Genomic DNA, 24,641 nt, shown 5'->3' with positions numbered 1-24,641 from the left:
TCCTTGTTTTGCATTGCTTATGTACTTCTTTAGATGTAAAGAAAACCCCTGCCAACGACAAGGGTTTTCTACTTTGTACGTCAATTTGCCATCTGAATTCAGTATAACATAGCTGACAAAAAGACGAACGTACGTATTCATTTATAAGGAGAACAATTTTCCTGGTGCACAGTTTTCATCAAGAAAATCGGCAGGATCTGTCGACATAAGCTGGTGAACACGGTACATACCGTTTCCCAAATGTTCAGCTTGAACTGTTTTTCCATTGTATTGAATAATTTGGTGAGCCTCAAATTGGGTTGTCTCTACAGGGAAAATATCTTCCGGTGCGAGCGGCGTGTACAAAATCATTGCAATTCCCCGTTCAGGGATGCTTTTCGCTGCTCCATCAATTCATTCAGCTTTTTCATCGCATGCTGTACTCCCCCGACTTCATGGATCAGCCCGTAGGAAACTGCATCTGTTCCGACAACGTTCGTACCGATGTCACGTGTCAGGTTCCCTTTCGCAAACATAAGCTCCTTGAATTTATCTTCGGTTATCGAAGAATGAGAAGTGACAAAGCTGATGACGCGGTCCTGCATCTTATCCAAGTATTCAAAAGTTTGAGGAACACCTATGACCAGGCCTGTCAGTCTGATTGGATGGATTGTCATCGTCGCTGTTGGTACGATAAAGCTATAGTCCGTACTTACGGCTATAGGCGCCCCGATGCTATGTCCGCCCCCGAGAACGATTGATACGGACGGTTTGGAGAGGGATGCAATCATCTCTGAAAGTGCGAGACCCGCTTCGACATCTCCTCCGACCGTATTCATCAGTACAATCAACCCCTCTATTTTCGGATTCTGTTCGATTGCAATCAATTGGGGAATGACATGCTCGTATTTCGTTGTTTTATTTTGTGGCGGCAGCTGCATATGTCCTTCTATCTGACCGATGATAGACAGCACGTGAACACGGGAATCAGGTGCCTGGGCAACCGATGTCTGGCCGAGCTGCTGGATTTTTTCTAGGATGGATTTCCCGCCGGATTCTTCGTTTTCATTCTCTTGGTTATCATTACGTTCCTTTGCCATAGTCCTAGCTCCTTTCCATACTTGCTTTTAGTATGGACAGTGAGCGAGGCAACATACATAAACAAAGAAGCAGGAGGACTCCTCCTGCTTCTTTGGTCATTTATTTCAATAGCTTACTGATATTCTCTTTTTCTTCTTCAGATAGTTCGACTAGCGGCAAACGGACACCGCCTACTGTGATACCTTTCTGATTCAGCGCTTCTTTCACTGGTGCCGGGTTCGGTGCTTGGAACAATCCTTGCATTACCGGCAGAATCTGCTGATGAATGCGTGCAGCTTCTTCGACGTTGCCAGCTTCATACGCCTGCAGCATAGCCTGCATCTCGTTACCGACAATGTGGGAAGATACGGATACGATTCCATTACCGCCGATAGCAGCTACTGGCAGAGTCAAATCATCATCACCGCTGTACAGACTAAAATCATCAGGCGTACCAGTAATGACCTTCGTCATACTGCTCAAGTCGCCAGTGGAATCTTTCACAGAAACGATATTCGAAATTTTGGATAGTTCCATAACAGTTTCCGGTTCGATCTTTACAACAGAGCGACCTGGAATATTATAAAGCATTATAGGCAGCTTCGTACTATCTGCAACTGCTTTAAAATGCGCATATAATCCTCGCTGGTTTGGTTTATTGTAATACGGCGCAACGATCAACGCCGCATCGACACCAATTTCTTCTGCTTCTTTTGTAAGATCGATACTTGCTTGCGTGTTGTTACTTCCTGTTCCAGCTATGATCGGAATCCGTCCATCGACTGTTTTCACTGTATGGCGGAATAAAGAAAGCTTTTCTTTATGGGAAAGCGTTGGCGATTCGCCGGTTGTACCAGCTACCACGACGGCCTCTGTTCCATTCTCAATCAAATAGTCGAGTAAACGAGTAGTTGCATCAAAATCAATCTGACCTTGATTATCGAATGGAGTTACCATTGCTGTAATAACTTTACCGAATTTCATCGTAAAACCCCTCTGCCTTCAACAATTATCATGTCTTATAGACTAAGCTCGAATGTCGCATGCAGCGCATTCACTGCTGCTATAAGATCCTTTTCGTTAATCAGTACCCAAATAGTTGTATGGCTATCCGCAGATTGCAGGATATCGATTTCTTTATCCGTCAATGTTTGGACAATTTTCGCCGTCACTCCAGGTATACCTGTCATACCAGCACCGACTAGAGATACTTTCGCACAGTTGTTAATAACTTTCGGCTCAAGTCCAAGCTCACCAAGGATATCCTGCGCAAGCATCACCTGCTCGGCAGCAATCGTATATACAACACCATTTGGCGAAATATTGATAAAGTCAACAGAAATATTTGCTTCGGCCATCGCTTTGAAAACACGGGACTGTGTTTTATAAGCATCCGTATCCGTTTCGATCTTGATTTGAGAAATACCGGCAAGATGCGCGATACCGGTAATCAGCCGGTCAGGAATATCCTTGCCTGCAAAATTGTCCCTGGACGATGTAACAAGCGTTCCTTCTGATAGCGAACCTGTAGATCTGACACGCATCGGAACCTTTGCCTGCATCGCAATTTCAACTGCACGCGGATGTACCACTTTTGCACCTTGATAAGCTAGATTACATATTTCCGTATACGTGACAACATCCAGCATACGTGCTTCTTCAACGACACGCGGATCAGCTGTCATGATTCCTTCTACATCCGTGAAGATATCGACATACTCTGCTTGTAAAGCAGCGCCGAGTGCAGCTGCGGAAGTATCGCTTCCGCCCCGGCCGATTGTAGTGATTTCTCCATCCTCTGTCATACCTTGGAAGCCAGCTACGACAACGACATCATGTGTCTCTAGCTCTTCCCAAATACGTTCAACTCGCATTTCTTTGATCTTGGCAGCTGTGAATTCTTCATTGGTAATAAAGCCAGCTTGTGCCCCAGTCAAAGCAGCAGCGCGGATTCCTTTAGCATTAAGCGCATTCGAGAAGACGACTGATGAGATGACCTCACCGCATGATAGCAGCAAGTCCTTCTCACGTTTTGATATATGCGTCTCACCTGGAATACCGACCAATTGCAGTAAGGAATCAGTTGCATAGGGATCAGGATATCGCCCAATCGCAGATACAACGACCACTACTTTATTCCCTTCCTGGAGCGCCTTTTCAATATGCTGGATGGCTTCTGTCTGATTATCCCTAACAGACGTACCGCCAAACTTCTGGACTAACACTTTCATTTCTACACCTCAGACTGTAAGCAAGTTATGTTGGATCAAGCGTTCTGCGATTTGGACACTATTCCACGCTGCACCCTTCAAAAGGTTATCGGAAACGATCCAAAGGTGGAATCCATTGTCATGATCCGGATCCTTGCGTACTCTTCCTACAAATACTTCTTTCTTGCCAGCTGCAGAAAGCGGTGTTGGGTAAGTCTGTGTACTTGGATCATCCTCTAGCACGATCCCTTCAGCTGCAGCCAGTTTCTCCTGAATTTCTTTAACAGTGAGACCGTTCTGGCCAAGCTCGACATAAACGCTTTCTGCATGGGAAGTGAAGACCGGCAGTCGTACACAAGTCGCCGAAACGTGAAGATCCTCTGCATGCATTATTTTTTTCGTTTCATTGATCATTTTCATTTCTTCATATGTGTAGCCATTGTCTTGAAAGACATCGATTTGCGGCAGCGCATTGAATGCTACAGGGAAGTGGCGTTTATCTCCTTTGACTGGAAGGACGCTTGCTTCCATGTCCTCGCCATTCAGGAATTGCTGTGCCTGATCTTTTAATTCGTCAATTGCCACTGCTCCAGCTCCGGATACAGCTTGGTAAGTAGAGACGATGATTCGGGAAAGACCATAAGCTTCTTTCAACGGCTCAAGCGCCGCCACCATCTGGATAGTGGAGCAATTCGGGTTAGCAATGATTCCTTTATGAAGCTTCAAATCACCTTCATTAACTTCAGGTACTACTAGAGGCACATCCGGATCCATACGGAATGCACTTGTATTATCGACAACTACCGCTCCTCGTTTTGCTGCTTCCGGTGCCAATGCTTTGGATACAGATCCGCCAGCAGAGAATAATGCGATATCCACACCTTCAAAGCTTTCCGGTTTGGCTTCCTTTACTGTATAGCTTTTGCCTTTGTAATCTATTTGCTGTCCAGCAGATCTGCTGGATGATAATAAGGATAGCTCGCTGATCGGAAAATTGCGTTCTGCGAGAGTTTCCAGCATTTTTTGGCCTACAGCGCCTGTCGCGCCTACTACTGCGATATGATAACCTTGCTGTGTCATGAATAACCCTCTCCCTGTCTATCTAAATGGATACGTATACTGGTTGGTACGCTATTTGATTTTAACGCTAGCACTATTCTATCACAATTTTTCTATCATAGGTTACCGTTTAGGGAGTTTAGGAAAAACGTTGGACCAGCACGGGCTGCAGCTGCTTGTATTGCAATGCGGCTTCAATCGTTTCCGGAAGTTTTGTCATATCGGCAACAAGGGAGTTTGGCTTCTTATACGGGTCGTCTTGTCCGAATGGTACGAAATACATATATTTTGCTGCCATCAGGCGCATCAGGTTAACTCCATTCAAACCAAGGGCATCATTTGTACTGATTCCCAGTACGATTGGTTTCTCATTGCGCAAGGTTGCTTTTGTCGCCATCAAAACCGGACTATCCGTGAGTGCATTGGCCAGCTTCGACATACTGTTGCCTGTAAGCGGGGCTATGACCATGCAATCCAGTGGTTCCCGCGGACCTAATGGCTCGGCTTCCGGAATCGTTTTGATTATCTTCGTTTGTGTCAGATCGCTTATTTTCTGCAAATGATCCTTCGCATCTCCGAAATACGTATCAGTAAATTGAACCGTGTTGCTGACAACCGGCACCACTTCCGCTCCAAGTTTCACCAGCTGTTCGATCTGTGGAAATATCTCACTGTACGTACAATGGGAGCCTGTAATACCGAAGCCGATCCGTTTTCCTGCTAAACTCATAAGTTAATCCTCCTTCAGCTGTTGGTTAAAATCTGTTTAATGACGACGGACAAAATATTTCCAGCAGTTTTAGGCGCGACGATACCAGGCAGGCTTAATGCATGGATCGCTTCGATTCCTCGCTTTTTCGCATAGTCGAAGTCTACTCCGCCAGGCTTGGAAGCAAGATCGATGATCAGTGTCTGGGCAGGCAGCTGTTCGATGATTGCTTTCTTTACGACAAGGGCTGGTATTGTATTGATCAGGATATCAGTATCCTTTACCATTTCCGGAAGGCGATCGAGGAAAAAGGCACGCATTCCCATTTCACTGATCCGTGCTATATCAGCATCGTGGATTGATCCGACTTGCACATTGGCGCCAAGTGCATCGAATTTGCTTGCCACACTTATACCTACACGACCGAATCCAAGTACAACGACCTTGGAGCCATGGATGGTGAAATCAGTATGTTTGATTGCAGTCATGATAGCTCCCTCGGCAGTCGGGATCGAATTATAAATTGCGACGTCATCTCTGTCGAACAAGGAAATAAGACGCAAATTCCGTTTCTCGCATAATTCTGTCAGATAGTCATTTGTAATACCCGTAAAAATGACACAATCCTTAGGCAGTTGATCTACCCAGCTTTCAGTCAGCTGAATATTCTTATCGGAGAATACTGTTTCGATCTGTCCATTAGAGCCAACTCCGGGAATCGGAAGAATAACCGCATTTAGACTATGCGGATCTATGTCCTCTAACTCCCGCTGGATACCGCCGGTGAAGCTTTGACTGATTTGTTCGAAGCCCACCGCAAATACAGATGCATTCGCACTGCATTGTAAGCTGCGAATCATCTCCAAGTAGCGGGCATCACCGCCAAGAACAGCGATAGTCAATTCAGTGGTCAAACTCTCACCTCGCTCTGCAGCGTATTTTATTAGATCTTCATCAAGAGATTAGTTGCTTTCGAGTTATCATATGAGGATTACCGTAAGGAGTGATTGAATTGGGGCATAGTGCAAACACAAAAAAAGCCAGTGCGTTATGCACTGGCCATTTACGTCCGTATTAAAATCATATGTTTTCCGATTGTCTGGATTTCCTCCCAGGCAATGCGATTATCGCTGCCTTCCTTGCGCAACCCGAACCATTTGTAATTCGGTATGAGAAATGCATCGATTTTTCCTGTGACAGGGTTGAACTCTATATCAGTCTGACCAAGCACACCTAAACGCTCGCCGTTGTTCACATCAATGATCTCTTTATCACCTATGTCCTTGAAACGCAAAGCAGATCAGCTCCTTTTATTTTGGTGCAACAATCGCTCTTGCTTGTTCCTTGCCGAATATCTTCTGGATGACAGCATTGACATCATCCATCGTCACATTATCGATTTTCTCAATCAATTCATTCAAGGAAGGGTGCTTGCCGAGCAGCAATTCATTACGGCCATTTCGGCTCATTCTGCTGTTCGTACTTTCCAGCCCAAGCATATAATTCCCTTTCAGCTGCTCTTTCGTATTGCGGAACTCTTTGTCAGTGATGCCGTCAGCCTTCAGTTTTTCCAACGTCAAACGGATCGTTTCCTGAAGCTCATCCAGCTGTTCTTTACCCGTTCCAGCATAGATAGTCAGCATGCCGCTGTCCAGGTACGTACTATGGTAGGAATACACCGAATAAGCCAAACCTTTCTCTTCTCGCACATCCTGGAATAATCTTGAGCTCATGCTGCCGCCCAGTACATTGTTCACAACCATCAGACTATAGCTAGCCGGATCGTCCAGTTCCAAACCTTGATACCCAATCGTTAAATGAGCTTGTTCGGTTTCCTTGGATCGGCTGATCGTATTTGGTGTAAATGGCGGTACATCAAGCGCTTTATGGGCAGATTCAGCTTGGAATGTTCCAAACTGGTCTTCTACAGTCTTGATGAAAGATTCATCCACATTTCCAGCTACAGAAATAACCATCTTCTCCGGCACATAATGAGACTCTTTGTAATTCCTTACTGACTCACTTGTAAAACTCATTAGTGTGCTTTCTGTACCGAGTATAGGCAATCCAAGCGGATGTTTTCCGTAAGCAGCTTCTGCCAGCCAGTCGTGGATAATATCATCCGGCGTATCTTCTGCCATTTTGATCTCTTCTAAAACAACTTTCTGCTCTTTCACAATTTCCTCTTGTGCAAATTGTGATTCAAAGAACATGTCAGCTAGGACTTCCAGTGCGTATTCCTTATGTGTATCCAACACTTTCGCATAATAGCATGTATACTCTTTAGAGGTGAAAGCATTGACCATGCCTCCGATGGCATCGAAAGCTTCCGCTAGTTCTTTGGCGGATCGATTTTTCGTTCCTTTGAAAAACATATGCTCTAAAAAGTGTGACAAACCGTTATTCTTCTCTTCTTCATTTCGTGAACCAGTCAAAATCCAAATGCCGATCGTAACGGAACGTACCGATGGCATGTTTTCTACTACAACTCGTAGTCCATTTTTGCAAGTGTGCGTCTGCAGCAAATTCAAATCCTCCCAATCAGCAGTATATCTCGCTGTACCATTATCTTCCTTCATTCAATATCGTATCCAAAGTCGATACACTGTACCCTTTTTCATTAATGGCTTTTAACATATCAGCTAATCCAGCCTCCACAACAGGAGTAGGATGCATCAAGATGAAAGCTCCAGGATGCAGTTTTTCGGTCACGCGTTTCATCATAACAGGAACTGTCGGTTTTTGCCAATCAATGGTATCGACAGACCATAGAATCGTCTCCATCCCCTGTTCATTGGCAGCCTGTATTGTCCCATCATTAAAGCTCCCGCTTGGCGGTGCAAAATAGACTGGTTTGTCACCTGTTATCGCGTGAATGATTTCATTTGTTTGGCTTATCTGTTCTGCCGAATCAGTCTCGCTCATTCGACTCATATCAGGATGGTTATATGCATGGTTCCCGATTACATGTCCTTCTTCTTTAATCATCTCGACTAGCTGGTTATGCTCTTTCGCCCATTTACCTTCGATAAAGAAATTGGCCTTGGCATTTGCATCCTTCAATGTCTGCAGAATTGCAGGAATATGGTCTTCCCCCCAGGAAACATTGATCAATAAGGCGACCTGTTCCTGATCCTCCCTGGCACGGTATATTGGCGATGCCGGCAGCTCATCAAGTGTGATTTCAGGTTCGACTTCTTCCACTACAAGCAGTTCCCGATCGAATATACCTGCCTTCTTCATCTTTTCCAAAGAAGCGTCGACATCTACTTTGATGCCAGCCTTTCCAGGCACCTTTTTCCATATCTTATCGATTCGCGCGTTTTCAGCCGGCTGTTCGACTTCTTCGCGCACCGCTTCGATTTCCTGCCGCAGTTCCTGTTCATCTGCTCGTACTGCTATATCAGAAAAAACTGGATGATGGTTGACAGACGCTGCCTGAAAAGGCATATGCCCGCTATCGATGAGCAGAAACAGCAGTGTGATAAATACGACCAGGTGAATGATAATCCGGTGCATTCCCATCCCTCCTCTAGTCTAGCTTATGAGGGGGTAGGACAAGGAAGAACAAGCATAGCATGTTTATCCGCTAAAAAAAAGAAACTGGCTAAACCAGTTTCTTCTCTCTTACATATTATTCAGCAGTTTCCTGCTCTTCTTTTTCTTTCTTAGCTTCGATCAATAACTGTTTGTGAGAAAGGTTAACTCGGCCTTGACGGTCGATTTCCTTGACTTTCACTTTCAGTTTGTCGCCGATCTTGACGACATCCTCAACCTTGCCTACACGTTCTTCTGCAAGTTCAGAGATATGAACCAAACCATCTTTTCCTTTGAACAATTCAACGAAAGCACCGAATTTCTCGATTCGCTTCACTGTACCATCGTAAACTTCGCCAACTTCAACTTCGCGCACGATGTCACTGATAATCTGCTTCGCTTGTTCGTTCTTCTCAGATTCAGTAGAAGAAATGAATACAGTACCGTCTTGTTCGATATCGATCTTAACGCCAGTTTCTTCAATGATCTTATTAATCTGTTTACCACTTGGTCCGATTACATCACGGATCTTATCCGGATTAATAGTCATCGTCAGGATCTTAGGAGCATAAGCGGAAAGCTCTTGCTTCGGTTCGCTGATTGTAGACATCATATGACCAAGGATCTCCAGACGGCCCTTACGAGCTTGTGTAAGTGCCTCTTCCAGGATTTCACGGCTTAAGCCTTCGATTTTAATATCCATTTGCAGTGCTGTTACACCTTTTTCAGTTCCGGCAACTTTGAAGTCCATATCGCCTAGTGCATCTTCCATGCCTTGGATATCGGTAAGGATTGTATAATCATCACCAGAAGCTACCAGACCCATTGCGATTCCGGCAACTGGTGCTTTGATTGGTACACCTGCATCCATCATAGCCATTGTGCTGGCACAGATACTAGCCTGTGATGTTGAACCATTCGATTCAAGGATCTCAGATACAAGTCGAATTGTATAAGGGAAATCCTTCTCATCTGGAATAACTTTCTCCAAAGCACGCTCACCAAGTGCACCATGACCGATTTCGCGGCGTCCTGGTCCTCTGATTGGTCCAGTCTCTCCGACGCTGAAATGCGGGAAGTTGTAGTGATGCATGAAACGCTTCGTTTCTTCTGTATCAAGACCATCCAGAATCTGTACATCACCAAGTGCGCCCAACGTACAAACACTTAGTGCCTGCGTTTGGCCGCGTGTGAATAAAGCAGACCCGTGTGTACGAGGAAGTACTCCGATACGGGAAGACAATGGACGGATTTCATCCACTCCGCGTCCATCAGGACGGATCTTGTCCTTCGTGATGGCACGACGAACTTCTTCCTTCACAAGTTTATCAAGGATACCCTTCACTTGCTTGATTGTATCTTCGTCGGTTTCTTGTTCTTCATAGAACGCAACCATTTCGTTCTTCACTTCAGTGATTGCAGCTTCGCGTGCTTTTTTCTCATGCACCTCGATTGCAGCTTTCAGCTGATCGTAGCAGCGGCTTTTCACATCTTCTGTCAATTCCTTGTCCAAATCGAAGAGTTTCACTTCCATCTTCTCTTTGCCCACAGCAGCAACGATTTCTTCCTGGAAAGCGACAAGTCGTTTGATCTCTTCATGACCGAACATGATTGCTTCCAGCATGATGTCTTCCGGCACTTCCTGCGCACCTGCTTCAACCATGTTGATTGCATCTTTTGTTCCAGCTACAGTTAAATCGATGTCACTTTTTTCTTGCTGTTCTTTCGTTGGATTGATGACGAATTCACCATCAACACGACCGACTACTACACCAGCGATCGGACCATGGAATGGGATATCAGAAATGCTGATAGCAATGGAAGAACCGATCATTGCAGCAATTTCAGAAGAATAATCCTGATCCACACTCATGACCATGCTGATTACTTGTACATCATTACGGAATCCATCCGGGAATAAAGGACGAATCGGACGGTCAATCAGACGTGAAGCAAGTACTGCTTTTTCACTCGGACGACCTTCCCGCTTAATGAAACCGCCTGGTATCTTACCTACTGCATAAAGTCTTTCCTCGTAGTTCACTGTCAGCGGGAAGAACGGTAGGTCCTTCGGTTCCTTCGAACCAGTGACAGTCGATAGTACGGACGTATCGCCGTACTGGATGAGACAAGCGCCGTTCGCTTGCTTGGCAAGTTCTCCAATTTCAACAGAGAAAGTCTGTCCGGAAATTTCAGTGGAGAACACTTGTTTTTGGTCTGCCATGAATAAAGCCCCTCTCATTTATCTTGCATCATGTCCCTGTCTGTATTATGCTCCAGTCCAGGCAACGTTTATCACACTATGTAAAATAGGTTTTCTCCTATAGAAAAAGCGGGAATAATTCCCGCTTCTTAGTCAATCTTATCGGCGTAGGCCAAGTTTTTGAATTAGTTCACGGTAACGTGTAACATCTTTATCGCGAAGATAGTTCAACAAGTTACGACGGCGACCAACCATTTTCAATAGGCCACGACGTGAATGGTGATCTTTTTTGTGTGTACGAAGGTGATCATTAAGTGTAGTGATTTCCTCCGTCAATACAGCGATCTGTACTTCTGGTGAACCAGTGTCAGTGTCGTGTGTTTTGTATTCTGCGATAAGTTGATTCTTACGTTCTTTAGTAATTGCCATTTGTTATTCCTCCTGAAAATTCTATTTGTAAACCCCATTCCCCGAGCAATCGCCGGAGCAGCAAATTGCCAAGCGAAGGTTTTCCATAGTCCAGATTACACTTTTTACAGACAGATTGCAAGTCTCCCGGACAAGATTCTATGCAAAATATGCGCTAATCTGCTCTTTATCTCGATCAAGCTGCGCAACAAGTGCATCAATTCCATTGAATTTGACTTCTTCCCGAATGAATTTACGCCAAGAGACCGTCACATCTTCACCGTAGATCTGCTCATCGAAGTCAAGGATGTGTACTTCCAGATTCGGCACGACTGCGTCCTGCTGGAAGGTAGGTTTGAAGCCGAGGTTTGCCATGCCCGCATATGTCTCCCCATTTACAAGCACTTCTACAGCATAAACACCCACTTTTGGCAGAAAATACTCGTCTGCGATTCGGATATTCGCCGTCGGATAGCCGATTGTTCGTCCGCGCTGATCACCAGTGATGACTTCTCCAGTCAATGTAAGCGGATGACCAAGCAAATACAGAGCATCTTCGATATTTCCTTTGGCTACGAGCTGACGGATTTTTGTGGAACTGATTTTCTCTTTCGCATTTTCCACTTTCGCTACTGCCTCATACGTAAATGCATGTTGCTCGGCAGCTTTCTGAAGAGTATCCGCATTACCTGCACCTTTTTTTCCGTATGTGAAATCAAAACCCGATACTAAGTGACGCACTGCTAATCCGTCGATAAAGCACTCGATGAAGTTCTCGGGACTAAGACCAGCTAATTCTTTCGTGAAGCCAATCAAATAAAGATAATCGATGCCCATGCTTTCCAGAATTGCTTCTTTTTCATGGAGCGGAGTCAGATAATCTTCTCTCGTATCCGCTTTACCCAACACAACGGATGGATGCGGATGAAAGGTGATGACCGCACTTTTCAGCTGTTTTTCCTGAGCAGCATCTATCGCATGCTTGATGACTTCTTGATGCCCGCGGTGAATGCCATCGAAAAAGCCAATTGCTGCGCTTACAGCAGGCATATCATGTAGTTTCATTGTTTCTGAATAATCCAGTTTAATCGTTTGCATCTGTGCCACCTGCTTTCCCTGATACGAATACTCGTTTTGGCTTCAGTAAATGTGGATAGTCAGGATGTGTCTCGTAAATACCGAGAAGCTGATCAGCTCTTTGCACCCGGTATAGACTTGCTTCTGCCGGCCGAGAGAGTCGCTGGCCGTACCTGACCTTTAGTTCAATTGCATCATCTGCCTCAATCAGCGGCATGAATTCAATCGCTTTCGTGACAGGCTGCAGCAATTGTTCCATATTCCCTGTAAGCATCGCCTCTTCCATTTTAGCAAAAGTGACTGTATCCTGTGTACGAAATGCTCCAGCCTGGATCCGTACCAGGTCGCTCATATGAGCTGGATAGCCTAGTGCTTTTCCTATATCTACACAAAGGGTACGGATATAGGTGCCTTTCGAACAGCTTACTGTGAACCGGAACACACTTCCATCTTCGTTTACAGATGCATGGTCCAGTACAATTTCATGAATCGTCACATGCCGTATCGGTCGCTCCACGCGCTCTCCTTTCCGCGCGTATTCATATAGCTTACGGCCGTTTACCTTAACTGCAGAGTACATTGGCGGTATCTGTTCGATTTCACCGGTGAATGATTCGAGTACCTTCTCGATATCTTGCAAAGAAATCGGTTCAGAGACTGGTTTCTCCTCTATTACCTCACCGCTTTTATCTTCTGTCTCAGTTGAAGAACCCAGTGTTATCTCAGCTACATAGGTTTTGGAGGTATCCGTCAAATAAGGTACGATCTTTGTCGCCTGGCCGATACATAGTGGCAATACACCCTCTACATCAGGGTCCAGCGTACCTGTGTGCCCGATCTTCTTCGTCTGTAATATCTTGCGTGCTTTGAACACACAATCGTGGGAGGTCATCCCTTTTGGTTTCCATAATGCTAGGATCCCATCCAATGTCAGCACCCCTTTTTTGCTATGTAAAAAAAGAATCCCTTCCTCCCATGAAGGGCGAAGGGATTCTCTGTTGTATCTTATCTGTCGGTATCATTAAGCTCTTTTAGAAGATGCTCAATCCGATTACCTTGATCGACCGCTTCATCGAATTCAAATGCCAGTTCCGGTGTTTTACGCAAACGGATGCGTTTGCCGATTTCGGAACGAATGAATCCTTTCGCTTTTGAAAGCCCAAGAAGTGTATTATGCTTCTGCTTCTCCTCGCCAAGGACGGAGATGTAGACTTTCGCCTGCTGCAGGTCTCCAGTCACTTCGACATCCGTCACCGTGACAAAGCCTACTCGCGGATCTTTTATCTTTCTTGAAATGATGTCGCCTAGTTCTTTTTTCATTTGCTCTGCGACACGATTTGCACGTAGTTCACTCATATTATCACCTCATCATCATTCGGAGGGATGCTAAAGCCACTGCTTATCAGTAGCTGTTCTCTCGATCTCCGGAAAAGAATCAATCAAAGCAAGCGCTTGGTCCATTACACGTTCAGCACGAACACGATCAGGAGAAGTCGTTACCAGTTCAAAGCAAGTGCGCTGCCATAAATCATGGTAGTCTGCTTCGCTGATAGCGATATTGAAGGATCCACCGATTCGTGAAGTGATTCGTTTTACGACCGAACGCTTATCCTTGAGAGAATGCGCGTCATAGATCATACATTCTACAACGGCAGCCAGAATCATTTTCTTTCGATTTCTTCCATTACATACGCTTCGAATGTGTCGCCCTCTTTAAGATCGTGGAAGTTCTGCAATGTGATTCCACACTCATAGTTTGTAGCAACTTCACGTACATCATCCTTGAAACGTTTCAAGGAATCAATTTCATCCTCAACGATTACAATACCATCACGGATGACACGGATGGAAGCATCACGTGTGATTTTACCTTCTGTTACATAGCTTCCCGCAATCGTACCGATACGGGATACCTTGATAATTTGACGAACTTCCGCTTGTCCGATGACTTTCTCTTCGAACTCAGGATCAAGCATCCCTTTCATTGCGGATTCAATTTCTTCAATTACTTTATAGATGATGCGATGCTGGCGGATATCGACATTTTCAGATTCTGCAGCTTTTTTCGCATTGGTATCCGGACGAACGTTGAAACCGATGATAATCGCATTTGAAGCAGATGCCAATATAACATCAGATTCCGTTATTGCGCCTACACCTGTGTGGATGATGCGGACTTTAACGCCTTCCACTTCGATTTTCTCCAGGGATGCAGCCATCGCTTCTACGGAACCGTGCACGTCCGCTTTCACGATTAAGTTGATATCTTTCACTTCCCCTTGCTTGATCTGGTTAAACAGATCCTCAAGGCTGACACGTGCCCCGCTGGAACGATTCTCTTCTACTTGCTTCTGCTGTCTTGCTTCCCCTACTTGACGAGCTTGTTTCTCGTCTTCGAATACCATGAACTGGTCACCTGCATTCGGTACACTGTTCAAGCCAGTGATCTCAACCGGTGTGGATGGAGGAGCTGTTTTCACACGGCGTCCCAAATCATTCACCATTGCACGCACACGGCCGAATGTATTACCGACAACAATGCTGTCGCCGATATTAAGCGTACCATTCTGTACAAGCAATGTTGCTACAGGACCGCGACCTTTATCCAATTGTGCTTCGATTACAGTACCCTCTGCAGAACGGTTCGGGTTTGCTTTTAATTCTTCAACTTCGGTTACAAGCAAGATCATTTCAAGCAAATCGTCGATACCCTCACGTTTTTTCGCAGAAAGCTGAACGAAGATTGTATCACCGCCCCAATCCTCAGGGATCAGGTTATGCTCAGTAAGCTCCTGCATCACTCGGTCTGGATTAGCGCCTTCCAAGTCGATTTTGTTAACCGCTACGATGATCGGCACTTCCGCAGCTTTCGCATGGTTGATCGCTTCGACTGTCTGCGGCATAACACCGTCATCTGCAGCTACAACTAGAATCGCGATATCTGTTACTTGTGCACCACGGGAACGCATGCTTGTGAAAGCTGCGTGTCCAGGAGTATCAAGGAAGGTAATCTTCTTGCCATTTTCTTCAACTTGATATGCACCGATATGCTGCGTAATTCCGCCAGCTTCTCCTTCGGTCACTTTCGTATCTCGGATAGAATCAAGCAAAGTTGTTTTACCATGGTCAACGTGTCCCATGATTGTAACAACGGCAGGACGTTCCTGCAGTTCATCAGCTTTATCTTCGATTTTGTAGTTATCCAAATCTGTTACATCAACATCTACTTCTTCTTCTACTTCAACATCGTATTCTGCACAGATCATTTCAATAGCATCTTTGTCCAAGTCCTGGTTCTTTGTTGCCATGACACCTTGAAGGAAGAGCTTTTTGATGATTTCAGTGGACTCCCTATGAAGCTTTGCTGCCAATTCACTAACAGTCAAAGACTCTTTGAAGGTAATTTTATCTGGAGTCGGCATCTCAGGACGCTTCTGCTGCGGTGCTTTACCCCGGTTATTGTTCCGGCCGCCGCGTCTATTGTTGTTCTGTCCGCCTTTGCCTGGTTTTTTATTACCATTACGCTGCTGCTGGTTGCGGTTCTGTGGACCGCCGCCACTCTTGCTTTTCGGCTTATTGTTCTGTCCGCTATTATTTGCTGAGTTGGTTGTGTTTGTTGAGTTCCCCGTTTTAATCGCTACTTTCTCGCTACCCGCGCTTTTTGCTGTGAAGCTCTTATCCAATTTGTCTTTTGCCGTTTCATTAATCATGGACATATGATTGGATACTTCGATATTCATACTTTTAAGTTTAGTAATGATTTCCTTACTGGAAACGTTCTTCTCTTTTGCGTATTCATAAACACGAATCTTTGACATACGTTCACCTCCGAGTGGATTCAGTGAGCAAAGATTTCAATTTGTCTGCAAAGCCTTGATCCAAAATGGCAATTGCGACTCTGCCGGATTTACCAATCGCTTGTGATAATTGATCCCGGTCCTCCTCTACCTGCAGAAAGGCAATGTTGTAGTAATCGGTCTTGTTGCGAAGTTTCTTCAGGGTTTGGGGACCGACATCACTGGCAGCTATTACTAGCTTTGCTTTCTGCCGCTGGACATCCCGGACAATGGCATCTTCTCCGAAGGTGCACTGCCCGGCACGTACAGCTAAGCCTAACAAATTCAAATAATTTTTACTCATGAGTGCTGACCTTTCGCTAATCGCGCAAGTTCTTCATAAATAGAATCATCGATCTGTGTATTCAAGTGCCGCGCCAGCGTATCTTGTTTTTTTGCTTTTTCTATGATAGCCGCATCCTTCGAGACGTACGCACCGCGACCGTTCTTTTTACCGGTTTCATCCACAAAGACATCGCCTTCTTTGCTGCGGACAACCCGGATCAAATCCTGTTTTGGCTTCATTTCATTGGAAACCACACATTTTCGAAGCGGAACTTTCTTTTGTTTCATATACAGCGCCCCTTATCAATATGTGTCTTCGTCGTCAAAATCGTCGAAGTCGTCAGCTTCTGCATCCTGCTTAGTCAATATGCCAAGCTCGCGTGCTTCAGTCTCAGATTTAATATCGATTTTCCAGCCTGTCAATTTCGCTGCCAGGCGGGCATTTTGACCACGTTTCCCGATTGCAAGGCTAAGCTGGTAATCAGGTACGATGACCGTTGTCGCTTTTTCTTCCTCATCGACAAGTACAGAGATGACCTTGGAAGGACTAAGCGCATTTGATACGTATTCAACGGGATCTTCCGACCACTCTACGATATCAATTTTTTCACCTTTCAATTCATTCACGATTGCTTGGACACGCTGACCGCGCTGACCAACACAGGAACCGACAGGATCGACTTCCGCTTGGGATGCATAGACAGAAATCTTAGAACGATCTCCAGCCTCACGTGCCACAGAACGAATCTCTACAGTACCATCATAAATTTCTGGCACTTCCATTTCAAATAATCGCTTCAAAAGACCTGGGTGAGTCCTGGAAACGAAGATGCTCGGTCCTTTGTTCGTGTTCTCCACTTTCGTCACGTATACCTTCAAGCGGTCATGGATTTCATATTTTTCCGTAGACATCTGTTCGCTTTCCGGCAATTTCGCTTCGATTTTTCCAAGGTCCACATAAATGAATCTTGGATCATTACGGGAGACGATACCAGTCATGACATCTTCTTCCCGATCTGCATATTCGCTGAAGATGACGCCGCGCTCTGCCTCACGCACACGCTGTGTAACGACTTGCTTCGCTGCTTGTGCTGCAATACGGCCGAAGTCCTTCGGTGTCACTTCAATTTCAACGACATCGCCGATATCGTACGTACCAGAAATAGCACGAGCTTCATCCAGTGTCATTTGCTGCTGGCTGTCCTCGACTTCCTCGACAACATCTTTACGGGCGAAAACTTTCATGGACCCAGTTGTTTCATTCAAATCAACACGAACATTCGTTGCAGACTTGAAGTTCTTTTTATAAGCGGAGATCAAGGCTGCTTCCAGCGCTTCGATCAGGACGTCTTTGTTAATCCCTTTCTCTTTCTCCAAATAAGTAATGGCATCAAAAAGCTCGCTGCTCACTCGTATATCCCCCTTTAGTTAAACGTTACAGCCAGACGTGCCTTCGCGATTTTCTCATATGGAAGGGACACTTCCTTTTTCCTCGCTTTGATCATGACTTCCAATGTCAATACATCGTCTTCGAACGCCTTCAATGTACCTTGATACTCTTTCTCGTTATCGATCGGCTCATATAGCTTTACATGTACTGTCTTACCGATGCTTTTTGTGATTGCTTGTTTCGTTTTCAGTGGTCTTTCCGCTCCTGGCGAAGAAACCTCCAGAAAGTACGGAAAATCAACCGGGTCATTCTCATCTAGGATTTCACTCAACTTTTCAGAGACGATGGCGCATTCCTCGATATCAATGCCTTCCGTTTTGTCGACATAAACACGCAGGAACCAATTCTTGCCTTCCTTGACGAATTCTACATCAACCAACTCAAGCTGCAGCTCTTCCACGATCGGTTGTAGATAGCTTTCCGTAACTTCCGTTATATTGGCTGCCAAAATGCTTCCTCCTTTACTGCACGCTTTCAGGCGAATATTACTTTTAAATGGGTAAGGGTGTAGCCTCTCAATAGAAAACCCTTGCCCGAAATGGAAGCAAGGGAACAATGTTTATCATGTGCTTTTTGCTACAAAAAACGAAGAGGCGCTCCCCTTACAAACTTGATGCCGAATCCATGGGTATGAAAAAGAGTGGGTAATCCCACTCTTGATCTGGTTCGTATCAATACCGCTATTGGATAATATACCACAAGTTTCTTATTTAGGCAAGAATCCTGTTAGAATAGCGAAAGCTGGTTCTGGTCAGCCATTCCTTCCAGACAGCCATGCTGATCCATATACTCCAATACCGTTTTACTTATCCTGCTTCGTTCACGCAAATCCTCTTTTGACAGAAACTCTCCATCTTCCCGTACTTTCACGATATTGAGCGCAGCATTGGTACCTAGTCCGTCAATTGCATTGAACGGCGGAATCAAGCTGTCTCCGTCAACAAGAAAGTCAGTAGCACTGGATTTGTACAAATCAACCCGCTGGAAATGGAAGCCTCGCTCACACATTTCAAGGGATAGCTCCAGTACAGTCACAAGGTTCTTCTCTTTTGGAGAAGCATCATGACCCTTTTGGTTGATTTCGTTTATACGCTGGCGGATTGCTTCTGGTCCTTTGATCATCGTATCAAGCTCGAAATCACTAGCACGTACACTGAAGTACGCAGCATAGAAGAGAATCGGATGATGCACCTTGAAGTAGGCAATCCGTACAGCCATAAGAACATATGCAGCTGCGTGGGCTTTTGGGAACATGTACTTGATTTTCAGACATGAATCGATATACCAATCCGGTACATTGTTCTTCTTCATCTCTTCGATCCATTCATCCTGAAGCCCTTTCCCTTTTCGGACAGACTCCATGATCTTGAACGCAAGCGATGAATCAAGACCCCGGTGCATCAGATAAACCATGATGTCATCACGACAGCCAATTACTTCAGGTAATGTGCAAATGCCGCTGTTGATCAATTCCTGGGCATTGCCTAGCCATACATCTGTACCATGGGATAGTCCGGAAATCTGGACAAGCTCGGCAAAAGTGGATGGATTCGTATCCTCCAGCATCTGTCGGACAAAACGCGTTCCGAACTCTGGCACGCCGAGTGTACCTGTTTTACACATAATTTGTTCTGCCGTCACACCTAATGCTTCTGGTCCGGAAAAGATCTTCATTACTTCCGGATCATTTGTCGGAATAGTTTTTGGATCGATACCGGACAAATCCTGAAGCATACGGATGACGGTCGGATCATCGTGTCCGAGTATATCCAGTTTCAGCAGATTATCATGAATCGAGTGGAAGTCGAAGTGGGTCGTTTTCCATTCTGAATTGCGGTCATCTGCAGGGAACTGGATAGGTGTGAAGTCATATATATCTTGGTCATCCGGCACAACAATTATACCACCTGGATGCTGACCGGTTGTCCTTTTCACTCCAGTACAGCCTTGAACGAGACGGTCCACTTCCGCATTTCGGATATGAAGCTGATTATCGCTGGCATAGCCTTTCACATAACCATAGGCTGTTTTTTCTGCTACAGTACCAATTGTACCAGCACGATATACCTTGTCTTCCCCAAACAGTACTTTCGTATAGTTATGGGCTTGCGGCTGGTAAGCACCGGAGAAGTTCAAATCGATATCGGGAACTTTATCTCCTTTGAAACCAAGGAAGGTTTCGAAAGGAATATCCTGTCCATCCCGCTTCAAAGATTCACCGCATGACGGACAATTCTTCTCAGGCAAATCGTAACCGCTGGCGACAGACCCATCATTGAAGAACTCGTTATACTTGCAGCTTGGGCATACATAATGCGGCGGCAGCGGGTTAACTTCGGTAATATCGGTGAGCGTCGCGATCAATGACGAACCGACGGATCCACGTGATCCTACCAAGTATCCGTCTTCCAGAGACTTCTTCACTAGCTTGTGTGAAATAAGATAAATAACGGCAAATCCGTGGCCGATTATACTTTTCAGTTCCTTTTCGATTCGTTTCTCGACTATTTCCGGTAATGTATCGCCATAGATGCTGCGGGCACGATCATAGCTCATCTGGCGCATCTCGTCCTCTGCACCATCGATGTTAGGTGTGTACAGATCTTCTTTTACCGGTTTCACATCTTCCATCATGTCAGACACTTTTTTCGTGTTCGTCACAACGATCTCTTTCGCTTTTTCAGAAGGCAGGAAATCGAAGCAAGCCAACATCTCAGCTGTCGTACGGAAATGGACATCCGGCAATGTCTGCCTGCTGAGCGGGTTACCATTTTGTGTCTTGATCAGAATGTTTCGGTACTGCTTTTCATGCTCTTCGATATAGTGCACGTTACCTGTCGCAACAACTGGTTTATCCAGATCCTCGCCTAACTCTACAAGATTGCGTAGAATGTCAAATAGATGTGCTTCATTCTGCACCAGCTCTTTCTCGATCAGATGGTAATAGTTAGCTGGGGGCTGCACTTCAATCACATCATAGAAAGCTGCGGCTTCTGCTGCATCTTCCTTCGATTTTTGCATCATCGCCTCGAACACTTCACCTTTGTCACAGCCAGAGCTGATGATCAAGCCCTCCCGATGCTGTTCAAGCTTCGAACGAGGAATTCTCGGAACACGGTAGAAGTAATCAACATGCGACATGCTGACAAGCTTATACATATTCTTTAAGCCGATTTCATTTTGAACATAAATTGTACAGTGGTAGGGACGGGAACGCTGGTACGCATTTCCTTCCCCCATATAGTTGTTAAGCTGATTATGATTCATGATTTCTTTATTGAATGCTTCTTTTAATAATCGCCAAAGCAGATAACTAGTAGCTTCCGTATCGTAAATTGCCCGGTGATGCTGTGTCAGTTCGATATCGAGGAACTTACATAGCGTATTCAAACGGTGGTTCTTCAGCTGCGGAAACAGGAACCTGGCAAGTTCCAATGTATCAATAACCGCATTCGACGCCTTCTCCAAACCAATTCGCTTGAACCCTTGATTCAAAAATCCCATATCAAAGCTGGCGTTATGGGCAACTAAAACATCGTCGCCCATCCAGGCGTTGAAATCATTCAGTACATCCTCGATTTCAGGTGCATCAACGAGCATATCATCCGTTATGCCTGTCAGGTCGATAATCGTCTGACTTAGCTTTTGGTGCGGATTAGCAAACCGTTCAAAGCGGTCGACAATTTCTCCATCATGGAACTTCACTGCAGCCAATTCGATTATCTTATCATAGGAAGCAGAAAGACCTGTCGTCTCCACGTCGAATACGATATAAGTGGCTTTTTCCAAATTGATATCCTTGCTGTTGTATGCAATCGGAACGCCATCGTCAACAAGGTTGGCTTCCAAGCCATAGATAACTTTTACATTGTTTTTCTTACCAGCAGCAAAGGCTTCCGGATAACTCTGTACGACAGCGTGATCCGTGATCGCTATGCTTTCATGTCCGAATCTGGCGGCTGTTTCAATCAAACGACTGGCCGATGTAACAGCATCCATCTGACTCATAAGCGTGTGCGCATGCAATTCGACACGCTTCTCCCCTTCTTCTGCTTCATCACGGCGAAGCGTGACAGTGATCTGGTTGATGTCATTTGCCATCATCGTCAGTTCATTTGTGAAGTTGTCTGTCTGGATGCTTCCGCGCGCTTTTATCCACATGCCTTTTTTGAGCTGCTTGAATTTATCAGCATCTTCATTGCCTTTAGAGAACATTTTGATTTGGAAACTGTCTGTGTAGTCCGTTACTTTGGCGATGAGCAAGTGACGGCCAGAGCGCAATTCACGTATGTCCACATCAAAAACATACCCTTGAACTGCCATACGACGTTCTTCATCCTGAATATCCCGCATGAGTGTGATTTCGTCATTGATAGCATAACCAATCATAACAGGACCTTGAGGAGTCTCATCCTGCTTCTTCGCACGGTCTTCTGAATCCTTGATAGCCTTTTGAACGAGAAGGCTATCTTCAATTGCTTTCTGCTCACGGAATTTCGTCAGTTCTTCCATGTTCTGTTCTTGAACGGTAACAGTAAGCATATAAAGGCCTGCACCGATTTTCTCACAATACGTTTGAAAGGCGGGTTCAAGTCTTTTTTTCAGGGCACTAGCTTCTGCTTCATTCCTGGCAGTTAACATAATCTTATTACCGTTAACTATTGGGACCTGTGTTTGGACAAGATCCTTATAAGCAGGTGACAGTTTTGGATAAGTTAGTACAAAATCCTTCCAATAATCCTGGATGTGTTCAGCTTCCACTGTATTCGTAACACATCGGATCGACCAATTCACAGCTGCAATGTGCGCGAAGGCTTCTGTCAGCTTAGCAGTGAATATTTTATATATGGTTGGAGGCAGCAGATTTGCCAATTGAAAATGAAAGTGCCAGGACTTTTCTTTCGGATCGACTTCCAGTTTCTCCAGCTGACTCTCTTTAAAATGAGCTTCGATAGTTTCTGTATCAAGCTGAATCTGCTCAAGGAGCATGTCCATTTTCTCATTACGGCTTAAACTCATTGTGACTTCTCCTCCCCCGCTACTGCTACTGCGGTCTTGCGAAAGCCCCTGTCAATGGATTGACAAGGGCTTGTACATTTTTATAGGTAAGCAGCTATTTGATCAAGCAAATCATTCTCATGTGAAACTGCTTCTTGTTCTGTATCACGGAACTTCACTTCCACTTGGCCATCAGCGGCAAGTTTACCTACTGTGACGCGAACTGGAATACCAATCAAATCGCTATCTGCGAATTTGACACCGGCTCGTTCCTTACGATCATCGTACAACACATCGACGCCCGCTTCAAGTAATCTTTCATATAGTCGATCAGCCAATTCACGCTGTTCGTCTTTTTTCGGGTTAAGGCTGATCAGATGTACTTGGAATGGACTGATGGATTTAGGCCATACAATCGCACCTTCCCTGCTATGCTGTTCGACAGCCGCTGCAAGTGTACGCGAAACACCAATTCCATAACATCCCATAATTAGGTTCTGCGCTTTTCCTTGTTCATCAAGGAATTTAGCCTGCATTTTTTCCGCATAGAATTCACCAAGCTTAAATACTTGTCCTACTTCGATACCCTCAGCAAATTGGATTGTGCCTTGGCCATCAGGAGACGGATCACCTGCTTGGATGAAACGCAGATCAGCATATTGCTTCACTTGGAAATCACGTTCTGGGTTCACATTTTTAAAATGGAAGCCATCTTCGTTCGCTCCGCAAGTTACATTAGCTACATATTTAACAGCGTTATCTGCAATAACGTCGATATCTTCATGCACATTGATTGGACCTAGAGAACCAAACCCGGCGCCAAGCAGTTCTTTTACTTCTGCTTCATCGGCAAGTTCGACAATCTGTGCTTGGTAAAGGTTTTTTACCTTAATGTCGTTAATTTCATGATCACCGCGTGAAATAACCATAACAAGACGATCATCCACTTTGAATACAACTGCTTTTAGACCTTCTTCAAGCGTGTGACCAAGATAATCAGCCACTTGCTGCATTGTCTTCACGTTAGGAGTCTCGATCTTCTCAAGGGCAAGTGGTTCGGCATCAGGCTTTTGGCCTTGATCGATTACTTCTGCCATTTCAATATTGGCAGCATAGTCCGATACATCACTAAAGGCGATCGTATCTTCTCCAACAGAAGCAAGTGCCATGAATTCGTGCGTATCCTTACCACCCATTGCACCGGAGTCAGCCACTACTGCTCGGAAATTCAACCCTACCCGTTTAAAGATGCGATGATAAGCGTCAGAGATAGTCTCATAGGCTTCATCCAAACTTTCGTAGTCCGCATGGAAACTATATGCATCTTTCATGATAAATTCCCGGCCGCGCAATAGACCGAAACGAGGACGCTGTTCATCCCGGTACTTCGTCTGGATCTGATATACCGTAAGCGGTAATTTCTTGTAGCTGTTCAATTCATCACGTACTAAGCTAGTCGTTACTTCCTCATGAGTAGGACCTAGTGCGAATTCCCGATTGTTTCGGTCATGCATACGCATCAGTTCAGGTCCGTAAACCTTCCAGCGGCCTGTCTCTTTCCATAGCTCTGCAGGCTGAAGTGCCGGCATGAGCATCTCGCTCGCTCCGGTGCGATCCAACTCCTCACGGATGATCGCTTCCACTTTTCGCAGCACTCTTGTGCCGAGCGGCAGATAGCTATAGATTCCAGAAGCAGTCTGGCGGATATATCCGCCTTTGACTAGCAGCTGATGGCTGATCGCCTCTGCATCTGCTGGAACTTCTCTTAATGTTGGTATAAATGTTTTACTTTGTCGCATTCTTCCACCTC

At 45.2% G+C, this 24,641-nt stretch carries 23 protein-coding genes; all 23 read right to left on the bottom strand.

The genetic code is table 11. The features are described from left to right. Nucleotides 1-141 precede the first annotated feature (141 nt). The 23 genes from ABXS78_RS08120 to ABXS78_RS08010 all read right to left on the bottom strand — a co-directional run bounded on the left by ABXS78_RS08120 (nt 142) and on the right by ABXS78_RS08010 (nt 24,630). Nucleotides 142-351, bottom strand: coding sequence for a YlzJ-like family protein (locus tag ABXS78_RS08120; protein WP_366249633.1), 210 nt, complete (start codon nt 349-351; stop codon nt 142-144). Next, nucleotides 348-1,079, bottom strand: a complete 732-nt coding sequence (locus ABXS78_RS08115; RefSeq protein WP_095223168.1) for an ATP-dependent Clp protease proteolytic subunit — start codon at nt 1,077-1,079, stop codon at nt 348-350. The genes ABXS78_RS08120 and ABXS78_RS08115 overlap by 4 nt, the downstream gene beginning before the upstream one ends. A gap of 100 nt (nt 1,080-1,179) precedes the next feature. Further along, nucleotides 1,180-2,043 (bottom strand): 4-hydroxy-tetrahydrodipicolinate synthase, encoded by an 864-nt coding sequence (gene dapA, locus ABXS78_RS08110; protein ID WP_366249632.1) that lies wholly within the window; start codon nt 2,041-2,043, stop codon nt 1,180-1,182. A gap of 35 nt (nt 2,044-2,078) precedes the next feature. Further along, nucleotides 2,079-3,290: an aspartate kinase gene (dapG, locus tag ABXS78_RS08105; protein WP_366249631.1), complete on the bottom strand. Its 1,212-nt coding sequence runs from the start codon at nt 3,288-3,290 to the stop codon at nt 2,079-2,081. A 9-nt stretch (nt 3,291-3,299) separates the two neighbouring features. Continuing rightward, nucleotides 3,300-4,349 (bottom strand): aspartate-semialdehyde dehydrogenase, encoded by a 1,050-nt coding sequence (locus ABXS78_RS08100; RefSeq protein ID WP_095223165.1) that lies wholly within the window; start codon nt 4,347-4,349, stop codon nt 3,300-3,302. A gap of 118 nt (nt 4,350-4,467) precedes the next feature. Then, complete coding sequence (locus tag ABXS78_RS08095) at nt 4,468-5,058, bottom strand: dipicolinate synthase subunit B (protein WP_095223164.1); 591 nt, start codon at nt 5,056-5,058, stop codon at nt 4,468-4,470. 14 nt (nt 5,059-5,072) lie between these two features. Further along, nucleotides 5,073-5,951, bottom strand: coding sequence for a dipicolinic acid synthetase subunit A (gene dpaA, locus ABXS78_RS08090; RefSeq protein WP_366249630.1), 879 nt, complete (start codon nt 5,949-5,951; stop codon nt 5,073-5,075). Between the two features lie 149 nt (nt 5,952-6,100). Beyond that, the gene (locus ABXS78_RS08085; RefSeq protein ID WP_038560328.1) at nt 6,101-6,331 is read right to left on the bottom strand and encodes a YlmC/YmxH family sporulation protein; all 231 of its coding nucleotides are present in this window, start codon (nt 6,329-6,331) and stop codon (nt 6,101-6,103) included. Between the two features lie 16 nt (nt 6,332-6,347). Further along, a complete protein-coding gene (locus ABXS78_RS08080; protein ID WP_366249900.1) occupies nt 6,348-7,562 on the bottom strand; it encodes a pitrilysin family protein in 1,215 nt (404 codons plus the stop codon). Between the two features lie 40 nt (nt 7,563-7,602). Further along, nucleotides 7,603-8,556 carry a polysaccharide deacetylase family protein gene (locus ABXS78_RS08075; RefSeq protein WP_366249629.1) on the bottom strand — a complete coding sequence of 318 codons (954 nt, stop codon included), beginning with the start codon at nt 8,554-8,556 and terminating at the stop codon, nt 7,603-7,605. Between the two features lie 115 nt (nt 8,557-8,671). After that, nucleotides 8,672-10,798 (bottom strand): polyribonucleotide nucleotidyltransferase, encoded by a 2,127-nt coding sequence (gene pnp, locus ABXS78_RS08070; RefSeq protein WP_095223161.1) that lies wholly within the window; start codon nt 10,796-10,798, stop codon nt 8,672-8,674. A gap of 138 nt (nt 10,799-10,936) precedes the next feature. Further along, on the bottom strand, nt 10,937-11,206 hold the full coding sequence (rpsO, locus tag ABXS78_RS08065; protein WP_366249628.1) for a 30S ribosomal protein S15: 270 nt from the start codon (nt 11,204-11,206) through the stop codon (nt 10,937-10,939). A gap of 138 nt (nt 11,207-11,344) precedes the next feature. Then, nucleotides 11,345-12,283, bottom strand: coding sequence for a bifunctional riboflavin kinase/FAD synthetase (locus ABXS78_RS08060; protein ID WP_366249627.1), 939 nt, complete (start codon nt 12,281-12,283; stop codon nt 11,345-11,347). Then, nucleotides 12,270-13,199, bottom strand: coding sequence for a tRNA pseudouridine(55) synthase TruB (gene truB / locus ABXS78_RS08055; protein ID WP_366249626.1), 930 nt, complete (start codon nt 13,197-13,199; stop codon nt 12,270-12,272). Before truB ends, ABXS78_RS08060 begins: the two co-directional genes overlap by 14 nt. A 68-nt stretch (nt 13,200-13,267) precedes the next feature. Beyond that, nucleotides 13,268-13,618 carry a 30S ribosome-binding factor RbfA gene (gene rbfA, locus ABXS78_RS08050; protein ID WP_095223157.1) on the bottom strand — a complete coding sequence of 117 codons (351 nt, stop codon included), beginning with the start codon at nt 13,616-13,618 and terminating at the stop codon, nt 13,268-13,270. Between the two features lie 30 nt (nt 13,619-13,648). After that, entirely contained in the window at nt 13,649-13,927 is a 279-nt protein-coding gene (locus tag ABXS78_RS08045) for a DUF503 family protein (RefSeq protein WP_095223156.1), read from the bottom strand. Then, entirely contained in the window at nt 13,924-16,080 is a 2,157-nt protein-coding gene (infB, locus tag ABXS78_RS08040) for a translation initiation factor IF-2 (RefSeq protein ID WP_366249625.1), read from the bottom strand. The genes ABXS78_RS08045 and infB overlap by 4 nt, the downstream gene beginning before the upstream one ends. Before the next feature lie 4 nt (nt 16,081-16,084). Next, nucleotides 16,085-16,402: a ribosomal L7Ae/L30e/S12e/Gadd45 family protein gene (locus tag ABXS78_RS08035; protein WP_095223154.1), complete on the bottom strand. Its 318-nt coding sequence runs from the start codon at nt 16,400-16,402 to the stop codon at nt 16,085-16,087. Beyond that, nucleotides 16,399-16,671, bottom strand: coding sequence for a YlxR family protein (locus ABXS78_RS08030; RefSeq protein ID WP_095223153.1), 273 nt, complete (start codon nt 16,669-16,671; stop codon nt 16,399-16,401). Before ABXS78_RS08030 ends, ABXS78_RS08035 begins: the two co-directional genes overlap by 4 nt. A 15-nt stretch (nt 16,672-16,686) precedes the next feature. Further along, nucleotides 16,687-17,793: a transcription termination factor NusA gene (nusA, locus tag ABXS78_RS08025; RefSeq protein WP_095223152.1), complete on the bottom strand. Its 1,107-nt coding sequence runs from the start codon at nt 17,791-17,793 to the stop codon at nt 16,687-16,689. Between the two features lie 14 nt (nt 17,794-17,807). Then, complete coding sequence (rimP, locus tag ABXS78_RS08020; RefSeq protein ID WP_095223151.1) at nt 17,808-18,281, bottom strand: ribosome maturation factor RimP; 474 nt, start codon at nt 18,279-18,281, stop codon at nt 17,808-17,810. Between the two features lie 278 nt (nt 18,282-18,559). Further along, complete coding sequence (locus tag ABXS78_RS08015; RefSeq protein ID WP_366249624.1) at nt 18,560-22,852, bottom strand: PolC-type DNA polymerase III; 4,293 nt, start codon at nt 22,850-22,852, stop codon at nt 18,560-18,562. A gap of 80 nt (nt 22,853-22,932) precedes the next feature. Then, nucleotides 22,933-24,630 (bottom strand): proline--tRNA ligase, encoded by a 1,698-nt coding sequence (locus ABXS78_RS08010; protein WP_366249623.1) that lies wholly within the window; start codon nt 24,628-24,630, stop codon nt 22,933-22,935. Nucleotides 24,631-24,641: the final 11 nt, after the last annotated feature.

Source organism: Terribacillus aidingensis (genome assembly GCF_040703035.1).
GTDB lineage: Bacteria > Bacillota > Bacilli > Bacillales > Amphibacillaceae > Terribacillus.
The sequence above is the reverse complement of the archived record's forward strand: the minus strand, read 5'-3'. Positions and strand labels throughout refer to the sequence as shown.